General features: G+C 68.6%; 16 protein-coding genes, 1 tRNA gene and 1 pseudogene. 6 read left to right on the top strand and 12 right to left on the bottom strand.

Annotated features, from left to right (window positions below; all coding sequences use genetic code 11):
- The first annotated feature begins 31 nt into the window (after positions 1–31).
- Complete coding sequence (locus A5698_RS29385; protein ID WP_502688902.1) at positions 32–208, top strand: cytochrome c oxidase assembly protein; 177 nt, start codon at positions 32–34, stop codon at positions 206–208.
- Here the strand turns inward: A5698_RS29385 and A5698_RS10135 are convergent.
- The 4 genes and pseudogenes from A5698_RS10135 to A5698_RS10120 form a co-directional block, all read right to left on the bottom strand.
- Positions 184–1,959, bottom strand: a pseudogene (locus tag A5698_RS10135) (bifunctional copper resistance protein CopD/cytochrome c oxidase assembly protein); the annotation flags it as partial. The gene A5698_RS29385 and the pseudogene A5698_RS10135 overlap by 25 nt on opposite strands.
- 102 nt (positions 1,960–2,061) lie before the next feature.
- Positions 2,062–4,407 (bottom strand): glycerol-3-phosphate 1-O-acyltransferase, encoded by a 2,346-nt coding sequence (locus A5698_RS10130; protein ID WP_068295996.1) that lies wholly within the window; start codon positions 4,405–4,407, stop codon positions 2,062–2,064.
- Positions 4,404–6,062 (bottom strand): HAD-IB family hydrolase/lysophospholipid acyltransferase family protein, encoded by a 1,659-nt coding sequence (locus A5698_RS10125; protein ID WP_068295994.1) that lies wholly within the window; start codon positions 6,060–6,062, stop codon positions 4,404–4,406. Before A5698_RS10125 ends, A5698_RS10130 begins: the two co-directional genes overlap by 4 nt.
- Positions 6,059–7,543, bottom strand: coding sequence for a wax ester/triacylglycerol synthase family O-acyltransferase (locus tag A5698_RS10120; RefSeq protein ID WP_068295992.1), 1,485 nt, complete (start codon positions 7,541–7,543; stop codon positions 6,059–6,061). Before A5698_RS10120 ends, A5698_RS10125 begins: the two co-directional genes overlap by 4 nt.
- A 149-nt stretch (positions 7,544–7,692) precedes the next feature.
- On the opposite strand from A5698_RS10120, the gene A5698_RS10115 reads away from it, so the two are divergent.
- The 5 genes from A5698_RS10115 to A5698_RS10095 all read left to right on the top strand — a co-directional run bounded on the left by A5698_RS10115 (position 7,693) and on the right by A5698_RS10095 (position 11,270).
- A tRNA-Arg gene (locus A5698_RS10115) sits at positions 7,693–7,765 on the top strand.
- A gap of 38 nt (positions 7,766–7,803) precedes the next feature.
- Positions 7,804–8,556 (top strand): acyl-[acyl-carrier-protein] thioesterase, encoded by a 753-nt coding sequence (locus A5698_RS10110; RefSeq protein WP_068295990.1) that lies wholly within the window; start codon positions 7,804–7,806, stop codon positions 8,554–8,556.
- 92 nt (positions 8,557–8,648) lie between these two features.
- Positions 8,649–10,049: an alpha/beta hydrolase family protein gene (locus tag A5698_RS10105; protein WP_231967368.1), complete on the top strand. Its 1,401-nt coding sequence runs from the start codon at positions 8,649–8,651 to the stop codon at positions 10,047–10,049.
- Between the two features lie 85 nt (positions 10,050–10,134).
- Entirely contained in the window at positions 10,135–10,497 is a 363-nt protein-coding gene (locus tag A5698_RS10100) for a hypothetical protein (protein ID WP_068295986.1), read from the top strand.
- A 20-nt stretch (positions 10,498–10,517) separates the two neighbouring features.
- Positions 10,518–11,270, top strand: coding sequence for an enoyl-CoA hydratase (locus A5698_RS10095; RefSeq protein WP_068295984.1), 753 nt, complete (start codon positions 10,518–10,520; stop codon positions 11,268–11,270).
- Between the two features lies 1 nt (position 11,271).
- Here A5698_RS10095 and A5698_RS10090 read toward each other — a convergent pair whose 3' ends face one another.
- The 8 genes from A5698_RS10090 to A5698_RS10055 all read right to left on the bottom strand — a co-directional run.
- Positions 11,272–11,652 (bottom strand): YchJ family protein, encoded by a 381-nt coding sequence (locus A5698_RS10090; RefSeq protein ID WP_068295997.1) that lies wholly within the window; start codon positions 11,650–11,652, stop codon positions 11,272–11,274.
- A gap of 14 nt (positions 11,653–11,666) precedes the next feature.
- Entirely contained in the window at positions 11,667–12,842 is a 1,176-nt protein-coding gene (locus A5698_RS10085) for a dihydrolipoamide acetyltransferase family protein (protein WP_068295980.1), read from the bottom strand.
- On the bottom strand, positions 12,839–13,906 hold the full coding sequence (locus A5698_RS10080) for an alpha-ketoacid dehydrogenase subunit beta (protein ID WP_068295978.1): 1,068 nt from the start codon (positions 13,904–13,906) through the stop codon (positions 12,839–12,841). Before A5698_RS10080 ends, A5698_RS10085 begins: the two co-directional genes overlap by 4 nt.
- 1 nt (position 13,907) lies before the next feature.
- Entirely contained in the window at positions 13,908–15,008 is a 1,101-nt protein-coding gene (gene pdhA / locus A5698_RS10075) for a pyruvate dehydrogenase (acetyl-transferring) E1 component subunit alpha (RefSeq protein ID WP_068295976.1), read from the bottom strand.
- A 100-nt stretch (positions 15,009–15,108) separates the two neighbouring features.
- Entirely contained in the window at positions 15,109–15,924 is an 816-nt protein-coding gene (locus A5698_RS10070; RefSeq protein ID WP_068295974.1) for an HpcH/HpaI aldolase/citrate lyase family protein, read from the bottom strand.
- Positions 15,924–16,436: a MaoC family dehydratase gene (locus tag A5698_RS10065; protein WP_068295971.1), complete on the bottom strand. Its 513-nt coding sequence runs from the start codon at positions 16,434–16,436 to the stop codon at positions 15,924–15,926. Before A5698_RS10065 ends, A5698_RS10070 begins: the two co-directional genes overlap by 1 nt.
- On the bottom strand, positions 16,433–17,596 hold the full coding sequence (locus A5698_RS10060) for an acyl-CoA dehydrogenase family protein (RefSeq protein ID WP_067083550.1): 1,164 nt from the start codon (positions 17,594–17,596) through the stop codon (positions 16,433–16,435). The genes A5698_RS10065 and A5698_RS10060 overlap by 4 nt, the downstream gene beginning before the upstream one ends.
- On the bottom strand, positions 17,593–19,020 hold a 1,428-nt coding region (locus tag A5698_RS10055), incomplete at its 5' end, for an ATP-binding protein (protein WP_068295969.1). The genes A5698_RS10055 and A5698_RS10060, both read right to left, overlap by 4 nt.

Raw genomic sequence — 19,020 nt, 5'->3', positions numbered from 1 at the left:
GCCGTTGCACGCGTTCTTCGGGGTCGTGCTGATGGGCACCAAAACCGTGCTGGGTGAGCCGTTCTACCGGTCGCTGCAGTTGAGCTGGCACACCGACCTGCTCGCCGACCAACGCACCGGCGGCGGAATCGCCTGGGCCGCGGGCGAGGTCCCACTCGTGCTGGTGATGCTCGCGCTGCTCATCCAGTGGTCGCGCAGCGACCGGTAGAACGGCTCACCCAGCACGGTTTTGGTGCCCATCAGCACGACCCCGAAGAACGCGTGCAACGGCAGCGACGCGAACACCATCCCGACCTTGCCGAGCTGCGGAATTTGGCGCGGCGCCGGGTCGACGCCGATCGTCACCCAGTAGAAGAGGTATCCGCTGAGCAGGAAGTGCACGTTCATCAGCACGTGGGCGCCGTGCTCGTCGACGGCGGCGTCGAAGAGCCCGCCGAAGTACAGCCCGTAGAAACCGGCCACGAAAATGACCGTCGCCACGACCGGTTGGGTCAGGAACTTCGACACCTTCGAGTGCAGGCCGGCCAGCAGCCACTCCCTCGGTCCGGGCGGATCCCCGCGGCCCGCGGCCGGCAGCGCGCGCAGGGCCAGCGTCACCGGCGCGCCGAGCACCAGCAGGATCGGCACCAGCATCGACAGCACCATGTGCGCGATCATGTGCATCGAGAACATGGCGGGCATGTAGCGGCCCAGCCCCGACGACGTCGCGAACAACAGCGCCGCGCACCCGCACAGCCAGCCAACCGTCCGGCCGACCGGCCACGCGTCGCCTCGGCGGCGCAGCCGCCGCACACCGAGCAGGTACACCACCGCAAGGACGATCGCGGCGGTGCCGAAGATCAGATCGAAACGCCAGTCGAGCATGATCCGCTCGAAGGTGGGCGGGCCGGCGAGGTCGTACCCGATCGCCACCTCCACTGGACTGGGTTGCTCAGCCAGCGGCGGCGGAGGGGTGCGCCCGAGCCCGACCGCGATGCCGAACGTCGCCCCGAACAGCGCCGCCTCGAGTAGCGCCAGCCGCACCAGCGGCCCCCGCGCATCGGGGTCGGCCTGCAGCGCGGACACCGCCGAACGACGTTGCCACCAACCGACCACCGCGAGCGAGACCAGTGCACAGATCTTGGCGACAATCAGCCAGCCGTACTCAGTGCTCACCAGGTCGGCGGGGGTCACCCGCACCAGCGCGTTGATCACGCCACTGACGGCCATCACCACGAAGCACCACAGCGCCAGCGCCGAGAACCGGCGCGCCGCGATGTCGGCGTGCTTGCCGCGGCGCAGCGCGTGCACCAGCAGGGCGAGCAGACCGCCCGCCCACAGCGCCGCGGCGCCGAGGTGGAACAGCAGGCTGTTGGTGGCGACGTCGTGGGCACCGCCGGTCGAGGAATGCCCGGCCAGGCCCAGCGGGATCAGCGTCGTGAGCGCCCCGGCGAGCAGGATCGGCGTCCACGACCAGCGCAACACCGGCAGGCTGGCCACCGTGACGGCCGCGGCGATGAACGCCGTCCACCGCCATGCGCTGGCCGTGTCGACGAGGCTGGCCGCCGACCAGACCGCCACCGGGTCGAGGATCTTGTTCAGCGGCTGGCCCGAGACGTCGGACACCGTCAGCGGGACCATCAGCGCCGCGCACACCGTCCACACCGCCGACGCGCCGGTGCCCAGGCGCAGCGCGCGGTAGCCGCCGGCGTCGAGCACGCCGTTGGGTTGGGGCGGTGTGAGGAACGCGGCGAACAGGAAGGATCCGACGGCGATGACGGCCGCGATCTCGCCCGCGGCCCGGACGAAGGGCAGGCCGTAGGTGGTGAGTGGGCCGGGATCCGGCAGCCCGGTCGCGCTCAGCGCGTCTGCCAGCGACAGCGCGCCGATGCCGGCGGCCACCACACCGGCCAGCACCGCCACCCCGACGAGCACCGGCCACACCGCGCTGGTGCGCACGCCCGATGCCGTCGTCGTCATCCCCCCAGCGTATGGCGCGCGCGTCTGTTGCCCACAGCACAGCTGCATAGGGGCGTTCTCGCGCTGTGCGGACCCGAGCGTGCGCTCGGCGCGGCAGGCGGATCAGGCCGACGCGCGACGCTGCGCCCGAAGCGCGATTTCGCGGGCGACGAACTGTTCACGGGCGATCCGTTCGACCATGTCCATATCGCGCAGGATGCCGCGCAGCTCGTCCCGGAACGCGGCGCGCCTCTCGTGGAGATCGGCCGCGGGTTCGAGGAGGTGCTGGTCGGCGGCGACCTGACGCGCGGTCGCGAACAGGAGCGCCGACACCGATTCGTTGCTGCGCACCCGGCTCTGCGCGACGTACTGGTTGCCCAGGCCGAGCGCCTTCTTGGTCAGGTCCTTCTCGTCGATCTCCTCAGGCGCGTCGAGCAACGCGTCCGCGACGATCGCATACGCCTCGAAGAACGGGCGCAGCATCGCGCCCGCCAACAGCGGCGACTTGGTTCGCAGCAGTTCGCCGACCTGTTCCTCACCCGCCGAGACCTGATCCTCCCAGCCCTGCTGCCACGACAGCTCCTCGGCGACGTGCTCGCGGAACGCCGCGGAGTCGGCGAAGTAGAAGTCGAACTTCAGCAGATCGCGCAACCGCATCACCTGCGACCAGAACGCCTCGAGCCGGTCGCCTTCGGCGCGGCCGGCATGCACGAGCGCCAGCTCGACCAACGATGTCTCCAGGAACGCGTCGATCAGCGTGTTCCGGTAGAACGCCGCCTCGTGCTCGTCCTCGGGAGCGATCCGCCACACGGGCTCACGTCCCCCCTCGACGCAGGTGACGGGGTGCCGGTTGGACAGCGCGTCGAGCGCGGCCCGCACGCCTTCGGAGGTGCGTAACCTCAACGCGCTGTTGGTCATCGGGGTCTGCTTGCGCTCCAGGTAGTCCAGCGACGGCTGCAGCGTGTGGTGTATCTGGTCCAGCGTCAACGCGATTCCGCGTGTGGTCAGCAGCAGAGCCGACACCAGCGCCGAGGCGTTGACCGGGGTGGCCCGCAGGATCCGCCACGACACCTCGAACGCCATCTTCTGCAGCGCAAGCCGTTTGGCGTCCTCGTCGGTGGTCATCGGTCCGTGCGGCACACCGAGGTACTCCCGCATCGACACGGCCTCGGGGAACCGGACGTAGATCTTGCCGTAGTTGCGCTCGCCCTGCGCCTTGATGAAGTTGTACATCCACGACAGGCTCTCGGGCGTCTTCTCCCCGCCACGCGCGTACGCGGCGTACTCGGACGTCTCGTGCAGCTGGTCGAAGCTGATCGACACCGGCTGCAGCAGAATGTCCTCGCTGCGCCCGTCGAGATACGCGTCGGCCACATACGCGAGCAGACCGAGCTTGGGCGGCAACATCTTTCCGGTCCGCGACCGGGTGCCTTCGATCGACCAGCTGAGGTTGAACCGCTTCTCGACGATGTAGCCGACGAATTGGCGCAACACATACTTGTAGAGCGGGTCGTCGAGCTTGCGGCGCAGGAAGATCACACCCGAATGACGCATCAACGGCCCCATGAAGCCGAACGACAGGTTGATGCCCGCGAAGGTGTGCACCGGCGGTAACCGGTTCTCCTGCATCGCGACCGGGACGATCACGCCGTCGAGATAGGACCGGTGCGAAAACAACAGCACGGCCGGATGGTTCTCCAGGTTGCGGCGCATCAACTCGACCTCGGCGCGGTCGTAGTCGATGTTCGGGTCGAAGCCGCGGCTGAAGATCGCGCGCCCCAGCGTCGGGATCAAATCGACCGAGAACCGGCTCCACCCGGTGGACAGCTCGTCGAGCATCTCGCCCGCGGTCTCCAGGTTCGCGCCCGGGATCTTCTCCAGCCCCTCGCGAAACCGTGCCGACGCCAACAACTCCGGCTTGATCAACCGCGGTGACTTGTACTCGGGCCCCAGCAGCCGCAGTTCGACGCGTTCGATCGCCAGGATCGCGCGGCGGATGACGAAACGCGCGAACTCGCGCGGATTTTCGGCGACGGTGGTGTCGGCCCACTGCTGGCGCAGCTCGGAGACCTTCGCCGGTTCGCCGGCGACCACGCGGGCGCGTGAGCGGTCGCGGCGTAGGATTCGGCGCTGCAGGATCTCGGGTGGGCGGTAGGTGTCGCGTCCGGAGATCACCGCCACCACTTTGGATCGGGTGGGCAGGCCGCCGGGTACCCAGAACACCCGCACCGGCACGACGGAACGGTCTTCTCCCGCCTCGAGTTCGGACACCAGAGATGCCAGCACGGCGGCCGGCGGGTCGTCGTCCGGAAGCAGCAGCACATCGATCTTGGCCTCGGGATGCTCACGGCGCTGGCGCTGCAGCCAGTCGTCGAGCAGATCACGTTCGGCGGCGGAGGAAGCCGACGCCAGCACCAGGGCGTCGCCGGTCGGCGTGAAGGGGGTGTACTCGTCGACGGACGGCTTCACGGACGCCCCTTCCCCGCGGATCTCGGTGCGGATTTCTTGCTCGCCGGCGCCGTGCGCACGGACTTCGTCGCCGACTTGGCCGCCGACTTGGTCGCCTTCTTGGCGCTTTTCTTCGCCGCGGACTTCTTGGCCGGCGGCTTCTCCGGCGCGGGGATGTTGCGCGCGTAGATCTCGTCGAGATCCGACTCGTCGTGTGGCCACTCGGCCAGCGTGTCGAGGTAGAGCTGGCGCACCTGGGCGATGCGCTCGTCGAGGTTGTCATGCGTCCAACCGTCGATGGGAATCGGCGGATAGACGACGACGTCAACCGTACCCGGGTTGAAGGTGCTCGAATCGCGCGCGGCGATCACTTCGGCGTTGCGGATCACCATGGGCACCAGGGGGATTCCCGCCGACATCGCGATCCGGAACGGACCCTTCTTGAACGGGCCCACTTCGGTCGTGTCCAGCCGCGTGCCCTCCGGGGCGATCAGGATCGAGAGCCCCTTGCGGGCAAGCCCCTCGACCTTCTTGAGCCCTTCGACGGCTTTCTGCGGATCCTCGCGGTCGATGAACGCGGCGTCCATGATCTTGCCCAGGGTGCCGACGATCGGGTCTTTTTCCAGTTCCTTCTTGCCCACCGACGTGAAATCGGTGTCCACCAAATGGCCGGCGATCAACGGGTCGGCTTGATTGCGGTGGTTGAAGATGAACACCGCGGGACGCTTTTTCGTGAGGTTGTCTCTGCCGATCACCTTGACGTTGATGCCGATGGTGCTCATCAGCGACCGGCCGAACGCCGCGGTGAAGAAGTTGACGCCGTTGCGCTTGCTCCGGGTCAGCAGCCCCAGGCCGAGCGCCCCAGCGGCGATCGGCGCCATGGTCGCGATCCCCGCCGCGGTGCGCAGTTGCGAAACCGGGCTCGCGCCACTGCGACTGGTGAATCGCAGCACCGGCCATCCCCGCTTGGCAGCGACGGCGGCGAGCTTGCCGCCCGGATTCGTCGGGCGCGGATTACCCACCAGGTACATCAGCGCGACGTCTTCGTCGCCGTCGGCGTAGAAGTAACTCTTCGACAGGTCGACACCGTGCTCGGCGGCAAACTTCTGCACGGCCCTTGCCTTCCCGGGGCCCCAGATGATCGGGCGCGTCACCTCGCCGGTGAGCAAGCCGTTCTCGTCGAGCTCGAACTTGTTGCTCAACACGTTCTCGATGCCGAGGAACCGCGCGACGGGCTCCACCTGGACCGTCAGCGCCGACGAGCTGAGAACGACGGTGTGGCCGCGAGCCATGTGCGCGCGTACCAACTCCCGCATCTCGGGATAGATACGGCCGACGATCTTTTGGACGAACAACCGCTCGGCGAGCTCGTCGATGTCCTCGAGCGAGTTGCCGCGCAGCATGCGCGCACCCTTGCCGATCAGATCCTCGAACTCCGAACGACCCAGCTGGTGGTTCAGCCCGGCCTGCACCATGCCGATGAACTCACCCATCGACATCTGGCGGCGCCGAAACCGGTCCTGCGTCATCACCACACCGGTGAAGCCGGCCACCAGCGTGCCGTCGAGATCGAAGAACGCGCCGATCTCGGGGCCCTGCGGACCGGCTTGGATCTCGGCGACCGAACCCGGCAGTCGCATGGTGCGCCGGGCGGGCTGACCGTTGGGCGAAGTCATTGCGCTGCACTCCCATTGGGTGATGAGACGGTGGTGGGTTCTGAATCGACGCTGAACGATGCGGGTTCGGCGCGACCGTCGCCCCCGAGGGCGAGCACCTCGTCGAAACCCGACAGCAGGCAGCGCGCCCACAACTCTTGATCGGTGAACGCCGCACGGTCGTATCGGGTGGTGATCGTGCAGTAGCCTGAGCGCGAGATCAGCACCACCATCATCGCCACCCCCGGCAGCGGGCCGAGGCCGTACTGCCGAAGGACTTTCGCGCCGGCGATGAAGGTGTCCCCCGCATACACCGGGACGTTGCTGGCCTGGACGTCGGAATTCACGATCGATCCGGCCATCGACTCGAGGGCCGTGTCGGGCAGCAGGCCTACGAGCGGAGCGATGGCGCCGACCATGTCGATGGCCCGCTCCTCGCGCTTGGTGGTCATCTGCGAGCGGATGTTGCGGATCCGAACCTCGGGGTCTGTCAGGCCGATCGGCGCGGCGAGATTGATGCCAGCGAACCGGTTTCCGCCCGCGGGGTCGGCATCGGAACGGAGGTTGACCGGCACCGCCATCGGCAGCGTCTCGACCGGCACACCCTTGGCTTCGTGGTAGAGCCGCAGCGCACCGCACAGGCCTGCCAGGTACGCGTCGTTGATCGAACCTCCGGCGGCCTTGGCGGCGCGGTGCAAGACGCCGAACTCGATGTCGATGGCCTCGCTGCGCGACGACAGGCTTCGCCGCCGCAGCAGCGGCGACGGATCGGCGACCGGCCCCATCACGCGCGCACCCGACATGGCGTACTCGACGGCGCTGCCGAGCCGTGAGATCGGATCGCGGATCACTTCCCCTGCAACGTGGGCGGCGCCGAACAACGCGCCGCGCATGCGGCCCGCGATCGTGCCAGGCAACCGGAAGAACCCCTGCCGCATCAGGTCGTTGGGCGACAGGTCCTGCGGGATGGGAAGCGGAGGAAGGGGCGCAGGCGCCGGCTCCCGCTCGAGGTCATACAGATTGGCGAACATCTCGACTCCGCCGACGCCGTCGGTGACCGCGTGGCTGAGGTGCACGACCATCGCGGCGCGGTCGTCGGCGAGTCCCTCGACGAGCGTCGCGGTCCACAGCGGCCGGGAGATGTCGAGCGGGGATTGCGCGGCGACCTCGGCGAAGTCGAGCACCTGACGAAAGGTTCCCGGTTGCGGTGCACGCACGCGCCGCAGGTGGAAGTCGAGGTTGAAATCGGGGTCGACGACCCATCGGGGGGCCACGGTCGGCAGCGTCGGCATCACCACCTTCTGCCGCAACCGCAGAACCTTGCGCGAGGCCGCCTCGAACTTGGCGCGGAACGTGTCCCAATCCGGCGCGCAGTCGAGGATCTCGACGGTCATGATTCCCGAGCGGGTGCGCGGATTCGCCTCACCGCGGTGCAGGATCTGGTCGAGCGGGCTGAGTTCCTCGGGGAGTCCCGCCGCATCGAGTTCCGGCACGTCGCTCATAGGCCGTAGCGTCCTCCTGTCGTGAAGCTGTCGTCACCACGCTAGTCGGCGTGAACACGGTGCGAGAGCCCTTTAGCGCTGACGTGCGACGGGAGTTGCAGCGTGCTGACCGGTGACGCTGTGGGCAATTGGTTAGGGTTAGCCCACCCGCCCCCGTAGCTCAGTGGATAGAGCAACCGCCTTCTAAGCGGTCGGTCGCAGGTTCGAGTCCTGCCGGGGGCGCTCACCGCGGAATTTGGTCCCGGTCGATACTTGACCCGATGCCCACCAACGACGTCGCGCACCGGCTCAGCCCGCTGCCGGAGACCGGATACGTCTACCGCACGGCGTGGCGAGTCGCCACCGGCGACATCGACGGCGACCTGAACCTGCGCCTCGACGGCGTGGCCCGCTACATCCAGGAGGTCGGCGCGGAGAACCTCGTCGACGCCGGCGAGGCCGACGACCACCCGCACTGGCTCGTCCAGCGCACCGTCATCGACGTCATCGAGCCGATCGATTTCCCGAACGAGATCTCGTTCAGCCGCTGGTGCTCGGCGTTGTCGACCCGGTGGTGCACGATGCGTGTCGACCTGGTCGGCAGCGACGGGGGCCGCATCGAGACCGAAGGCTTCTGGATCGCCATCAACAGCAAGACGTTGACGCCGCAGCGCGCCTCGGACAGCCTGATCGCGCGGTTCGCCACCACCACCGACGAACTGCGCCTCAAGTGGCGGCCCTGGTTGACCAACCTCGAGGACGCCGACGAGCAGATCCCGTTCCCGCTGCGTCGCACCGACATCGACATCTTCGAGCACGTCACCAACACCGCGTACTGGCACGCCATTCACGAAGTGATGGCCCTCTTGCCCGATCTCGGCCGCGCCCCGTACCGCACCGTGGTCGAGTACCGCAGGCCCATCCGGTACGGCGAGGACGTGACCATCCGGTGGGCGCGCCGCGGTGACGCTGTGGACATCGCGCTGACCGTCGGCGAGGACGTCCGCGCCGCGGCTCTGATCGCCAAGCTGTAGCCCGTCGCGTACTATCGCGCCAAGCGCTGGTGTTTGCTGCGCATGGGGTGGGAGGACGAGGGATGGCCGGTTCGGGCAAAAGGTGGACTCGGTTGGCGACGGGCGTGGCCGCCGCGGGGGTTGCGACCTGTGTCGTCGGCCTCGCGGCCACCCAGCCGGCTTCGATCTCCTCGGCGATGGTGGACCTGACCGCTCTCATCGTCGTGGGCAGCTCGACGAACCCGACCGGGGCGGGTGTGGCGGACTTCTTCGGCGGCAAGTTCAACAACCCGACGTACACCGGTGCCGACGGCAAAAACATCGTCTACGTCGACTTCCGCACCGGTCCGGCCGGCATCGAGCAGGCCCTCAGCGAGCACCCCGGCGAACAGAACGCGGTACTGGCCTCGGGCTGGGGCGCGGCGAACGCCAGTTTGCTGCTTCTACGGAATCGGACGGATCTGAAGGACACCGTATTCATCCTCGACAACGATGTCGCGCGCCCCGACGGCGGCTTCGGCACCCGGTATCCGTGGTTCGCGCTGATCGGGGTGAACCCCATCCCGACCCCGAGCAATGTGCCCGCGTTGCGCGTCGTCAACACCGGGTACGAGTACGACTACAACTCCAACGCCCCGGCGGACGTGCTGAACCCCGTCGCCGCGGTCAATTCGCTGGTCGGCTACCTCTACACCCGGCTGAACCAGTCCGAGCGCGAGCTCCCGGTCGACGCCGAGGGCAAGCCCACCGTCCACTGCGGCGCCAACACCTGCGCGATCCTCACGACCGGCGACGTCCTCGACTGTCCGGACGCGCAGTGCAGCGCTCCCCCCGGCGACAGGATCACGGCCTACGTCACCGAGCGGGACAACACCACCTACGTCACGTACACCGCCGAAGAGCTTCCGCTCACCCGGCTGATCCGCGACGTCTTCGGCGATCAGCTCGCCGAGCTCACCGGGCCGGTACTGAAGCTGGCCGTCGACTCGGCCTACTACGGCGGCAACCCGATCCCCCGCGATCCGAGCGCCTACCGCCCGGCACGGATCGCTCCCCCGCCCGGCGAATTGTTGGCCACGGCAGTGAAGGTCCCCGGTGCGATCCTGCAGGGCCTGTCGGCGGCGTCCGCGCCGCGCCCGACGACGCAGCCGGAAACGGCGGTCGAGCAGGAGGCAACGGTGGACCCGGAGCCGACGGTCGAACCGGAGACGACGCAACGTCGGACCGACACCACACGGCTGGCCACGGCAGAGCCGCCTCGACGGCCCGGGGCCGATGACCCGGAGACCGCGCAGAAGCGCCGACCGCAGCTGAACGTGCTGCGCGACAGCGTGAGAGCCCTGCCCGGCAAGCTCCGTGACGGATTCGGCCCGAAACGCGTTCAGCGGCACGACGATTCCGCTACCGAAGGCCCGCAGCTCGGCACCCCAGACGTTTCCGGAAACGACACCACGGGCGGCAACGCCGGCACACCCGGCGACGACGCGAAGGCGGGGGCCGACGCCGCCGCCTGACCGCCTCCGGGTCACCGGTCGAGCGATATCTGCCTGGCGGCAGCGCCCGGTCGATAGACTCGGCGGCGTGAACTCGAGGCGCGGGATGGCCGCCGCCGTATCGGCAGGCGCGATGGCCTTCGCGCTCGCCCTGCCTGCGCATGCCGCGCCGCCGCCCAGCTACGGCAGCAACGGCGTCTTCAACGTCACCACGAACCCCCGACCGGGCTGGACCACGGCCTCGATCGAGCCCGGGCGGTACCGGGTGGATCAGGCGCCCAGCATGTTTCCGTACCAGAGCGCACCGGGCTTCTGGTACCGCTGCCATAACTTCCCTTGCAGCCCTAGCTATCCGGGAAACCTGATCGCCTCGGGCGGCGCGATTCGCGACGTCCCGACCTTCGTCGACATCCTGCCCAGCGATGTCGCGGTGGCACTGCACAACGTCACGCTGACCGTCGCCCCCTGACGGGTCACTAGGCTGAGCCGGTGACTGATCCGGTACTGATCCACATCGAAGACCGCGTCGCGGTCCTCACCGTCAACGACCCCGAGCGCCGAAACGCGGTGACGTTCGAGATCTCCACCGCACTGCGCGAAGCCGTCGACGCCGCAGAGGCCGATCCGGATGTGCACGCGGTCATCGTCACCGGCGCGGGCAAGGCGTTCTGTGCGGGCGCCGACCTGAGCGCGCTCGGCTCGGCGACCGAGGACGGACTGCGCAAGATCTACGACGGTTTCCTCGCCGTCGCCAACTGCGCGCTGCCGACCATCGCGGCGGTGAACGGCGCCGCCGTCGGCGCCGGACTGAACCTGGCGCTGGCGGCCGACGTGCGTATCGCCGGGCCCGCCGCGCTGTTCGACCCCCGCTTCCAGAAGTTGGGCATCCACCCCGGCGGAGGAGCGACCTGGATGCTGCAGCGCGCGATCGGTCCGCAGGCCGCCCGCGCGTCACTGCTGTTCGGCAAGCGCTTCGACGCCGAGGCCGCCGTCCGCTACGGCCTGGCGCTCGAGGTCGCCGACGATCCCGTAGCCGCGGCGAGGGAACTGGCCAAGGGCCCGGCGGGAGCACCGCGCGAGGTGGTGCTCGCGACCAAGGCGTCGATGCGGGCGACGGCCAACCCCGGGGTCGTCGACGTCGACCAGCACCGCATCGCGGTCGACACCGAACTCGGCCCGCAGGCCACCTCGATCCGCTCCCCCGAGTTCGCCGAACGGCTCGCCGCGGCGCGGCGCCGATGACTCAGACGCGGCCGACGTAGAACCAGCGTCCCGCTCGCCGTTCGAATCGGCTGCGCTCGTCCATCGCGCCCGGCCGCCCCGCCCGAAGGTAGCGGGCCGTGAATTCGACCTCACCGTGGTCGTCGGTCTCGCCGCCGGCGACCACGTCGCTGATGACGAGCCCGGTCCAAATCACCTCGTCATCGAGCGTAACGTCGGACGGCCGTGTGCGCGGATGCCACGTCGTGAACAAATAATCCCCAACACCTTTTGCGAAGGCGGAGTAGCGCGACCGCATCAGCTCCTCGGCGGTGGCGGCGACGCGCGCACCGTCGTGCAGGGGTTCGCAGCACGCGGCGTAAACGTTTCCGCTGCCGCACGAGCATGAATCCTTCTGCGCCATGGCCGAATCGTGCACTACAGGTCGAGCAGCGCCGTGTCCGGCGCTTCGATCAGGTCGCGAAGTTCGCACATGAACGCCGCCGCCTGCGCACCGTCGGCGATCCGGTGGTCGAACGCGCAGGTGAGGTTCATCGTCGGCCGTGCCACCACCGCGCCGTCGACGACCACCGCGCGCGGTTTGAGCGAACCGATGCCGAGGATGGCGGCTTCGGGGTAGTTGATCACCGGGACTCCGTCGTCGAGGCCGAGCGCACCGAAGTTCGACACGGTGAACGTCGAGCCCTGCAGCTCGGTCGGTTTGAGCGTGCCCGCCCGCGCACCGACGATCAGCCGGGCCACCTCGTCGGCGAGCTGGCGGGTGGTCTTGAGGTGGGCATCGCTGACGACGGGAACCAGCAAGCCTCGCGGCGCCGCCACCCCGAAGCCGAGGTGCACGGCCGAATGCAGGTGGATCTGCGCGCCTTCGGTGGTCTCCACCCACGTGGCGTTGAGGGTGGGGTGATGTCGCAGCGCGATGGTCAGCAGGCGCAGCGTGAGCACGAACGGCGTGATCGGCGCCTCGTCGCCGGCGCGGTCGCGAAGCCGGTCCCGCAGCCCCAGCAGGTTCGTACCGTCCACTTGCACGGCGGTGTGTGCGTCGGGAATCTGCTTGCGCGACATCGTCATACGACGCGCCATCTCGGCCTGGACTCCACTGACCGTCACCATGTCGGGGCTGGGCGCGGACCTGCCCGCCGCGGCGAGTACGTCCTCGCGGGTGACCACACCGTCGGGTCCCGAACCCGTCAGCGTCGCCAGGTCCACGTTCAGTTCGGCGGCGAGCTTGCGCACCGCAGGCTTGGCGCGGGCACGGTGCGGCGGCGGTGTGGTCGTTCGCCTGCTCTGGTCCATCGCGTCATCGGCGCCGTATCCGACAAGCACGGGTTTGCGCTTCTGGACGGGCTTTTCGGCGTCGGTCGCGATGCGCACCAGCGTCGCGCCGACGGGTAGCGTCTCGCCTTCGCGGCCACCCAGTTCGACCACGCGGCCCGCGTACGGGCTCGGGATCTCGACCTCGGCCTTGTTGGTTTCCACCGTGCAAAGCGTCTGATTGAGTTCGACCTCGTCGCCGACCGCGACGCTCCACGCGGTGATCGTCGCGTCCTCGAGACCCTCGCCGAGATCGGGAACCAGAAAGGCCATCACCGTCATGGCTGCTCCAAGGTGCGTTCGATGCAATCGAGCAGCCGGTCGACCCCCGGCAGCCACAGCTTCTCCAGCCGCGCAGGCGGATAGGGCGTGTCGAATCCGGTCGCCCGCAACACCGGCGCCTCGAGGTCGTAGAACAACTCCTCCGAGATGCGTGCCGCCAATTCGGCGCCGAAACCCAGTGTGCGCGGCCCCTCGTGCATCACCACGACCCGGCCGGTGCGCCGCACCGACTCCGAAACCGCCTCGAAATCCAGCGGATTGAGCGTGCGCAGGTCGAGAACCTCGACGCTCCAGCCGTGGCGCTCGGCGGCGACGTCCGCCGCGCCCAGCGCGGTGGCCACCAGCGGGCCGTAGGTCACCACGGTGACGTCGGTGCCGACGCGGCGGGTCGCCGCCCGCCCCAGCGGCAGCCCCGGAGCCGAGGTGTCGACGGGCTCGCGGGTCCAGTATCGGCGCTTGGGCTCGAGATAGATGACGGGGTCACGGCTGGTGATCGCTTGCCGTAGCAGCCAATACGCATCCGAGGGTGTCGAGGGCACCACCACCTTCAGCCCCGCGGTGTGCAGCCAATAAGTTTCGGTCGACTCAGAGTGGTGTTCGACCGCGCCGATTCCGCCGAACGACGGGATGCGGATCGTCACCCGCATGTCGACGTCACCGCGCGTACGCATCCGGTACTTCGCAAGATGGCTGACAATCTGGTCGAAGGCCGGTGCTGCGAACCCGTCGAACTGGATCTCGGGTACGGGGACGAAGCCACGCAGGGCCATTCCGATTGCAATCCCGACGATCGCCGACTCGGCCAGTGGCGTGTCGAAACACCGAGCGGCACCGAAGGTTTCGGCCAGGCCCTCGGTGACGCGGAAGACGCCGCCGAGCGTCGCGACGTCCTCACCGAACACCAGCACCCGCTCGTCGGAGGCCATCGCGTCGTGCAGGGCGCGGTTGATGGCCTGTGCCATGGTCAGGGTCGGCGCATCGGTCACCGCGGGCAGCGAGGTCAGCAGATGCTCGGGAGGTTCGTCCTCGCCGAACATCGGTGGCCGTTCGATGATCTGCGTCATGTCACACCTCCTTCGCGAGTTCGGCGGCGAGTTGGTCGCGTTGGGCCGCGAGATCGGGCGTGATGTCGGCATAGACCGTGTCGAACATCTCGGTGACGTCGTAGTCCTCGTCGCCGACGACCGCGTCGCGCAGTTCGGCTCGCAGCCGTACCGACCTCGCCTTGACCCGTTCCTCGAGCCGGTCGGTCCACACCCCCACCGACTGCAGATAGGTGCGGTAGCGCGCGATCGGGTCGCGTGCCGCCCACTCCTGCACCTCGGCCGGGCTGCGGTAGCGGTTCGGGTCGTCGGAGGTGGTGTGCGGACCCATCCGGTAGGTGATCGCCTCGATGAGTGTCGGACCGCCACCCTCGCGGGCCCGGCGCGCGGCTTCGGCGGTGACCGCGAAGCATGCGAGCACGTCGTTGCCGTCGACGCGGATCCCCGGCATCCCGTAGCCGGTGGCGCGGTGCGCGATGGACGGCCCGGCCATCTGCTGCCGGACCGGCACCGAGATCGCCCACTGGTTGTTCTGGACGAAGAACACGCACGGCGCCTTGTAGACGGCGGCGAAGTTCAGCGCCTCGTGCACGTCACCCTCGCTGGTGGCGCCGTCGCCGATGAATGCCAGCGTCACCGACTCCTCGCCCAACCGCTGAGCGGCCATGGCCGCCCCGACCGCGTGCAGTCCGTGGGTGCCGATCGGGATGGCGATCGGCGCGACGCATTTCTCGGTAAAGCCCAGCCCGCCGTGCCATTTCCCGCGCCACACCGCGGCGATCTGCGCGGGCGTGATGCCGCGTAGCAGGAAGGCGCCGATCTCGCGGTACTGCGGGAACAGCCAGTCGGTCTTGCGCAGGCATGCCGCGGCACCGATCTGGGCGGCCTCCTGGCCGTGGCATGACGCGAACAGCGCCAACTCACCCTGTCGCTGCAGGTTGACGAACTCGCCGTCGAGGTCGCGGGTGACGACCATGGCCTCGTAGAGCCAGGCCAGCGTCTCGGGGGGAAGATCTCGGCGGTACCGGGATTCGGGGGTCGGCGTCCCGTCCGGGGCGACCAGTGAAACGGGCTCCATCTCGACGTCGAACGACTCGAGGGGTGCCGAAACGGTCCCTGCCATACCGCCTCCTAAGGCCACTGACGGCGGATCGCGCCGTCAGGCGACTGAGGTGCTCAGCACGGAGGCGGGTAGAGCAGAACCTCTGGTCGGAGGCTGTCGGCTAGTCGCCGGGGTGGGGCGCTAGCTGGACGATGCGCTCTGCTCGCCGCAGTACTGGGGCATCCACCATTATGCCTTCGAACTGGAAGACGCCCCGGGCTTCGCGGGCCGCGTCGAGCACGTGTCGCGCCCATTGCACCTGTTCGGGTGTCGGCGCATAGCCCTCCCGGATCACCGCGACCTGGGACGGATGGATCGCGACCTTGACGTCGAAGCCGACCGCCACGGCGTCGTCGACCTCGCCTCGCAGGCCCTCGAGGTCCTTGATATCGAGGTACACCGAGTCCAGCGCCAGTCGGCCGTAGGCCTTCGCGGCCAGCAGCGTCTGCGATCGCACATGGCGGGCGACCTCGCGGTAGCTGCCGTCGGGGTACCGGTTGGCGGTGCCACCGGTCACCGCGAACAGGTCCTCGGCGCCCCACATGAGCGCGACCGCGTTCTCCATGCGCGCCAGGTCGGTCACGGCCAGCGCGCCGAGCGGGGTCTCGATCAGCACCACGACGTCGAGCGGCGCCAGGTCGCGCACCTGTTGCGGGTCCTCGGTCTTGGCGAGCATGACCGTGGTGTAGTCGGTCTTGGCCAGCGTCTCGAGGTCGAGGGGATGATCGGCCGTGCCGGCCGGGTTGACGCGCACCACCGTTCGCTGCGGGTCGAGACGGGTCTCGATGAGCGCCGCACGGGCGGCCTCCCGGTCCTTGGCGGCGACGCCGTCCTCGAGGTCGAGGATCACGACATCGGCGGCCGCGGCGGCCTTCTCGAACCGCTCCGGGCGGTCGGCGGGGCAGAACAGCCAGGCGGGTCCCGTCGCGAGCGCCACTATGCGTCACCCTCCGGTCGCTTGCGCACCATGGTTTTTCGAGAAGCGGTCGCCACGATGTCGCCGTGTTGGTTGCGGCCGACGTGGGAGAAGGTCACGATGCCCTCACCGGGGCGGCTCTTGGACTCACGCTTCTCGAGCACCTCGGACTCCGCGTAGAGCGTGTCGCCGTGGAAAAGCGGTTTCGGGAAGGCGATTTCACCGAAGCCCAGGTTGCCGACGATGGTGCCCTGCGTCAGCTGGGTGACCGACAGCCCGACGAGGGTCGACAGCGTGAACATCGAGTTGACCAGCCGCTGGTTGAACGGCGGCAGGGCGTCGGAGAACGCGGCGTCCAGATGCAGCGCCTGGGTGTTCATCGTCAGAGTCGTGAACAAGACGTTGTCCGCCTCGGTGATCGTGCGTCCCGGACGGTGCTGATACAGCACACCAGTCTCGAACTCCTCGTACCACAGCCCGCGCTGAACGACGATTTTCTTGTCGCTGTCGGTCTGATCGTTCACTCCGCTCACAGGCCCAGCTCCCGCCCGATCAGCATCAACTGCACTTCCGTTGTGCCCTCGCCGATTTCGAGGATCTTGCTGTCGCGGTAATGCCGTGCGACGGAGTACTCGTTCATGAAGCCGTAGCCGCCGAAGATCTGGGTCGCGTCGCGGGCGTTGTCCATCGCGGCCTCGCTGGCCACCATCTTGGCGATGGACGCCGCCTTCTTGAACGGCTTTCCGGCCAGCATCAGCGCGGCGGCGTCGTAGTACGCCGTGCGGGCAATGTGTGCCCGCGCCTCCATGCGCGCGATTTTGAAGGCGATCGCCTGATAGCTGCCGATGGCGGCGCCGAAGGCCTCGCGTTCCTTGGCGTACTTGACCGATTCGTCGACACACCCCTGGGCCGCCCCGACCGACAGCGCGGCGATCGCGATGCGGCCCTCGTCGAGGATGCGGAGGAAGTTCGCATATCCCCTGCCGCGCTCACCGAGCAAATTCTCCTCGGGCACGCGCACATCGTCGAAGCTCAGCGGGTGGGTGTCCGAGGCGTTCCAGCCGACCTTGCTGTAGGCCGGCTCGGCGGTGAAGCCGTCGATGGGCACCGGCACCAGGATCGACGAAATCTCTTTCTTGCCATCAAGTTTCTCGCCCGTCACCGCCGTCACCGTCACCAGCTTGGTGATGTCGGTGCCCGAGTTGGTGATGAACTGCTTGGAACCGTTGATGACCCAGTGGCCGTCGTCGAGCCGGGCCGTGGTCTTGGTGGCGCCCGCGTCGCTGCCCCCACCGGCTTCGGTCAGGCCGAACGCGCCGAGCGCCTTACCGCTTGCCAGCAGCGGGAGCCACTCTTCCTTCTGCTTGTCGGAACCGAACCGGTACACCGGCATCGCGCCCAGCGACACCCCCGCTTCGAGCGTGATCGCGACGCTCTGGTCGACCTTGCCGAGTTCCTCGAGCGCGAGGCACAGCGCGAAGTAATCGCCGCCCATGCCGCCGTACTCCTCGGGAAACGGCAGGCCGAACAGGCCCATGTCGGCCATGCCCGCGACGACCTCGTACGGGAACGAGTGTTCCTCGTCGTGCTTGGCGGCGACGGGCGCCACCACGCTCTGGGCGAAGTCGCGAACCGTTTTGGCCAGCTGTTCGTAGTGATCCGGCAGCATGCCGGTGGCCAGAAAGTCGCTCATAATTGTTCCTCCACTGCGGGGTCCGCGATGACCTTCGCCAGCAACTGACCCACCTTGACTTGATCGCCTTCGGCGACAAGGAGTTCCACCACGCCGTCGACCGGGGCGCTCAACGCGTGTTCCATCTTCATGGCCTCGACGGTGACCACGACCGTGCCCGCCGTGACCCGATCGCCCTCGGCGACCCCGACGGCCACCACGGAACCCGGCATCGGGCTTGTCAACTCGGCGTCGCCGCTGTGCGCGTCGTCGGGCCGCACCGGCGCTTCGCGCACCTCGTCGACCGCCAGGGTGCGGCCGCCGTCCGCCAGCCAGACCCGACCGTCTTCGGCCGCCACGACGTAATCGGTTCGGACACCGTCGAATGTGACCGCCAGCCGGTCGCCGGCCGACGACGCCGACAGTGGGCGCGCTTGCCCGTCCTCGATCGCCGCGTTGCCCGCCGACGGCGTCCCGCTGAGGTGGACGTGGTCGATGCGTTCACCCGACTGCAGTCGATACGTCGTCGGCGCATGCCGGCCCATCCGCCAGCCGGACGGGACCGCCCACAGGTCGCCGACGGGTTCCGGCCATGCGCGCAGCCACTTGTACGCCGCGGCGGCGACCAGGTCGACGTCCCGAGCGGCCGCCGGCGCGAAGTCCGGGCTGCGGCGGTCCAGTAGGCCGGTGTCGAGGCGGCCGGCCGCGACGTCGGGTTCGGCGAGAAGGAACCGCAGGAACTCGATGTTCGTGGTGACACCCAATACGGCGGTCTGCGCCAGCGCACGGTCGAGCGCACGAAGGGCGCCCGGCCGGTCCTCGGCGTGCGCGATGACCTTCGACAGCATCGGGTCGTAGTCGCTGCCGATCACCGAGCCCGGGGCCAGCCCCGAGTCGACGCGGACGCCGGGCCCCTGCGGCTCGGCGAGGTCCAACACCTCGCCACCCGTGGGCAGGAAGCCGCGCCCGGGATCTTCGGCGTAGACGCGGGCCTCGATCGCGTGCCCGGTCATGACGATGTCGTCCTGCGCGATCGACAGCTTCTCCCCCGCGGCGATCCGCACCTGTTGCTCGACGAGGTCGATGCCGGTGACCATCTCGGTGACCGGATGCTCGACCTGCAGGCGGGTGTTCATCTCCATGAAGAAGAACTCGTCGGGCCGGTCGGCGGACACGATGAACTCGACGGTGCCCGCGCCGGTGTAGTCGACGCTGCGCGCGGTGTCGCACGCCGCCGCGCCGATCCTCGCCCGCGTCGCCGCGTCCAGCAGCGGCGACGGCGCCTCCTCGATGACCTTCTGGTGTCGGCGCTGCAGGCTGCATTCGCGTTCGCCGAGGTGCACGACGTTGCCGTAACCGTCGGCGAGCACCTGCACCTCGATGTGGCGCGGGTTGAGCACGAACCGTTCGAGGAACAGGGTGTCGTCGCCGAACGCGGCGGCGGC

Source organism: Mycobacterium sp. E136, from assembly GCF_001666865.1.
Classification (GTDB): domain Bacteria; phylum Actinomycetota; class Actinomycetes; order Mycobacteriales; family Mycobacteriaceae; genus Mycobacterium.
The sequence above is the reverse complement of the archived record's forward strand: the minus strand, read 5'-3'. Positions and strand labels throughout refer to the sequence as shown.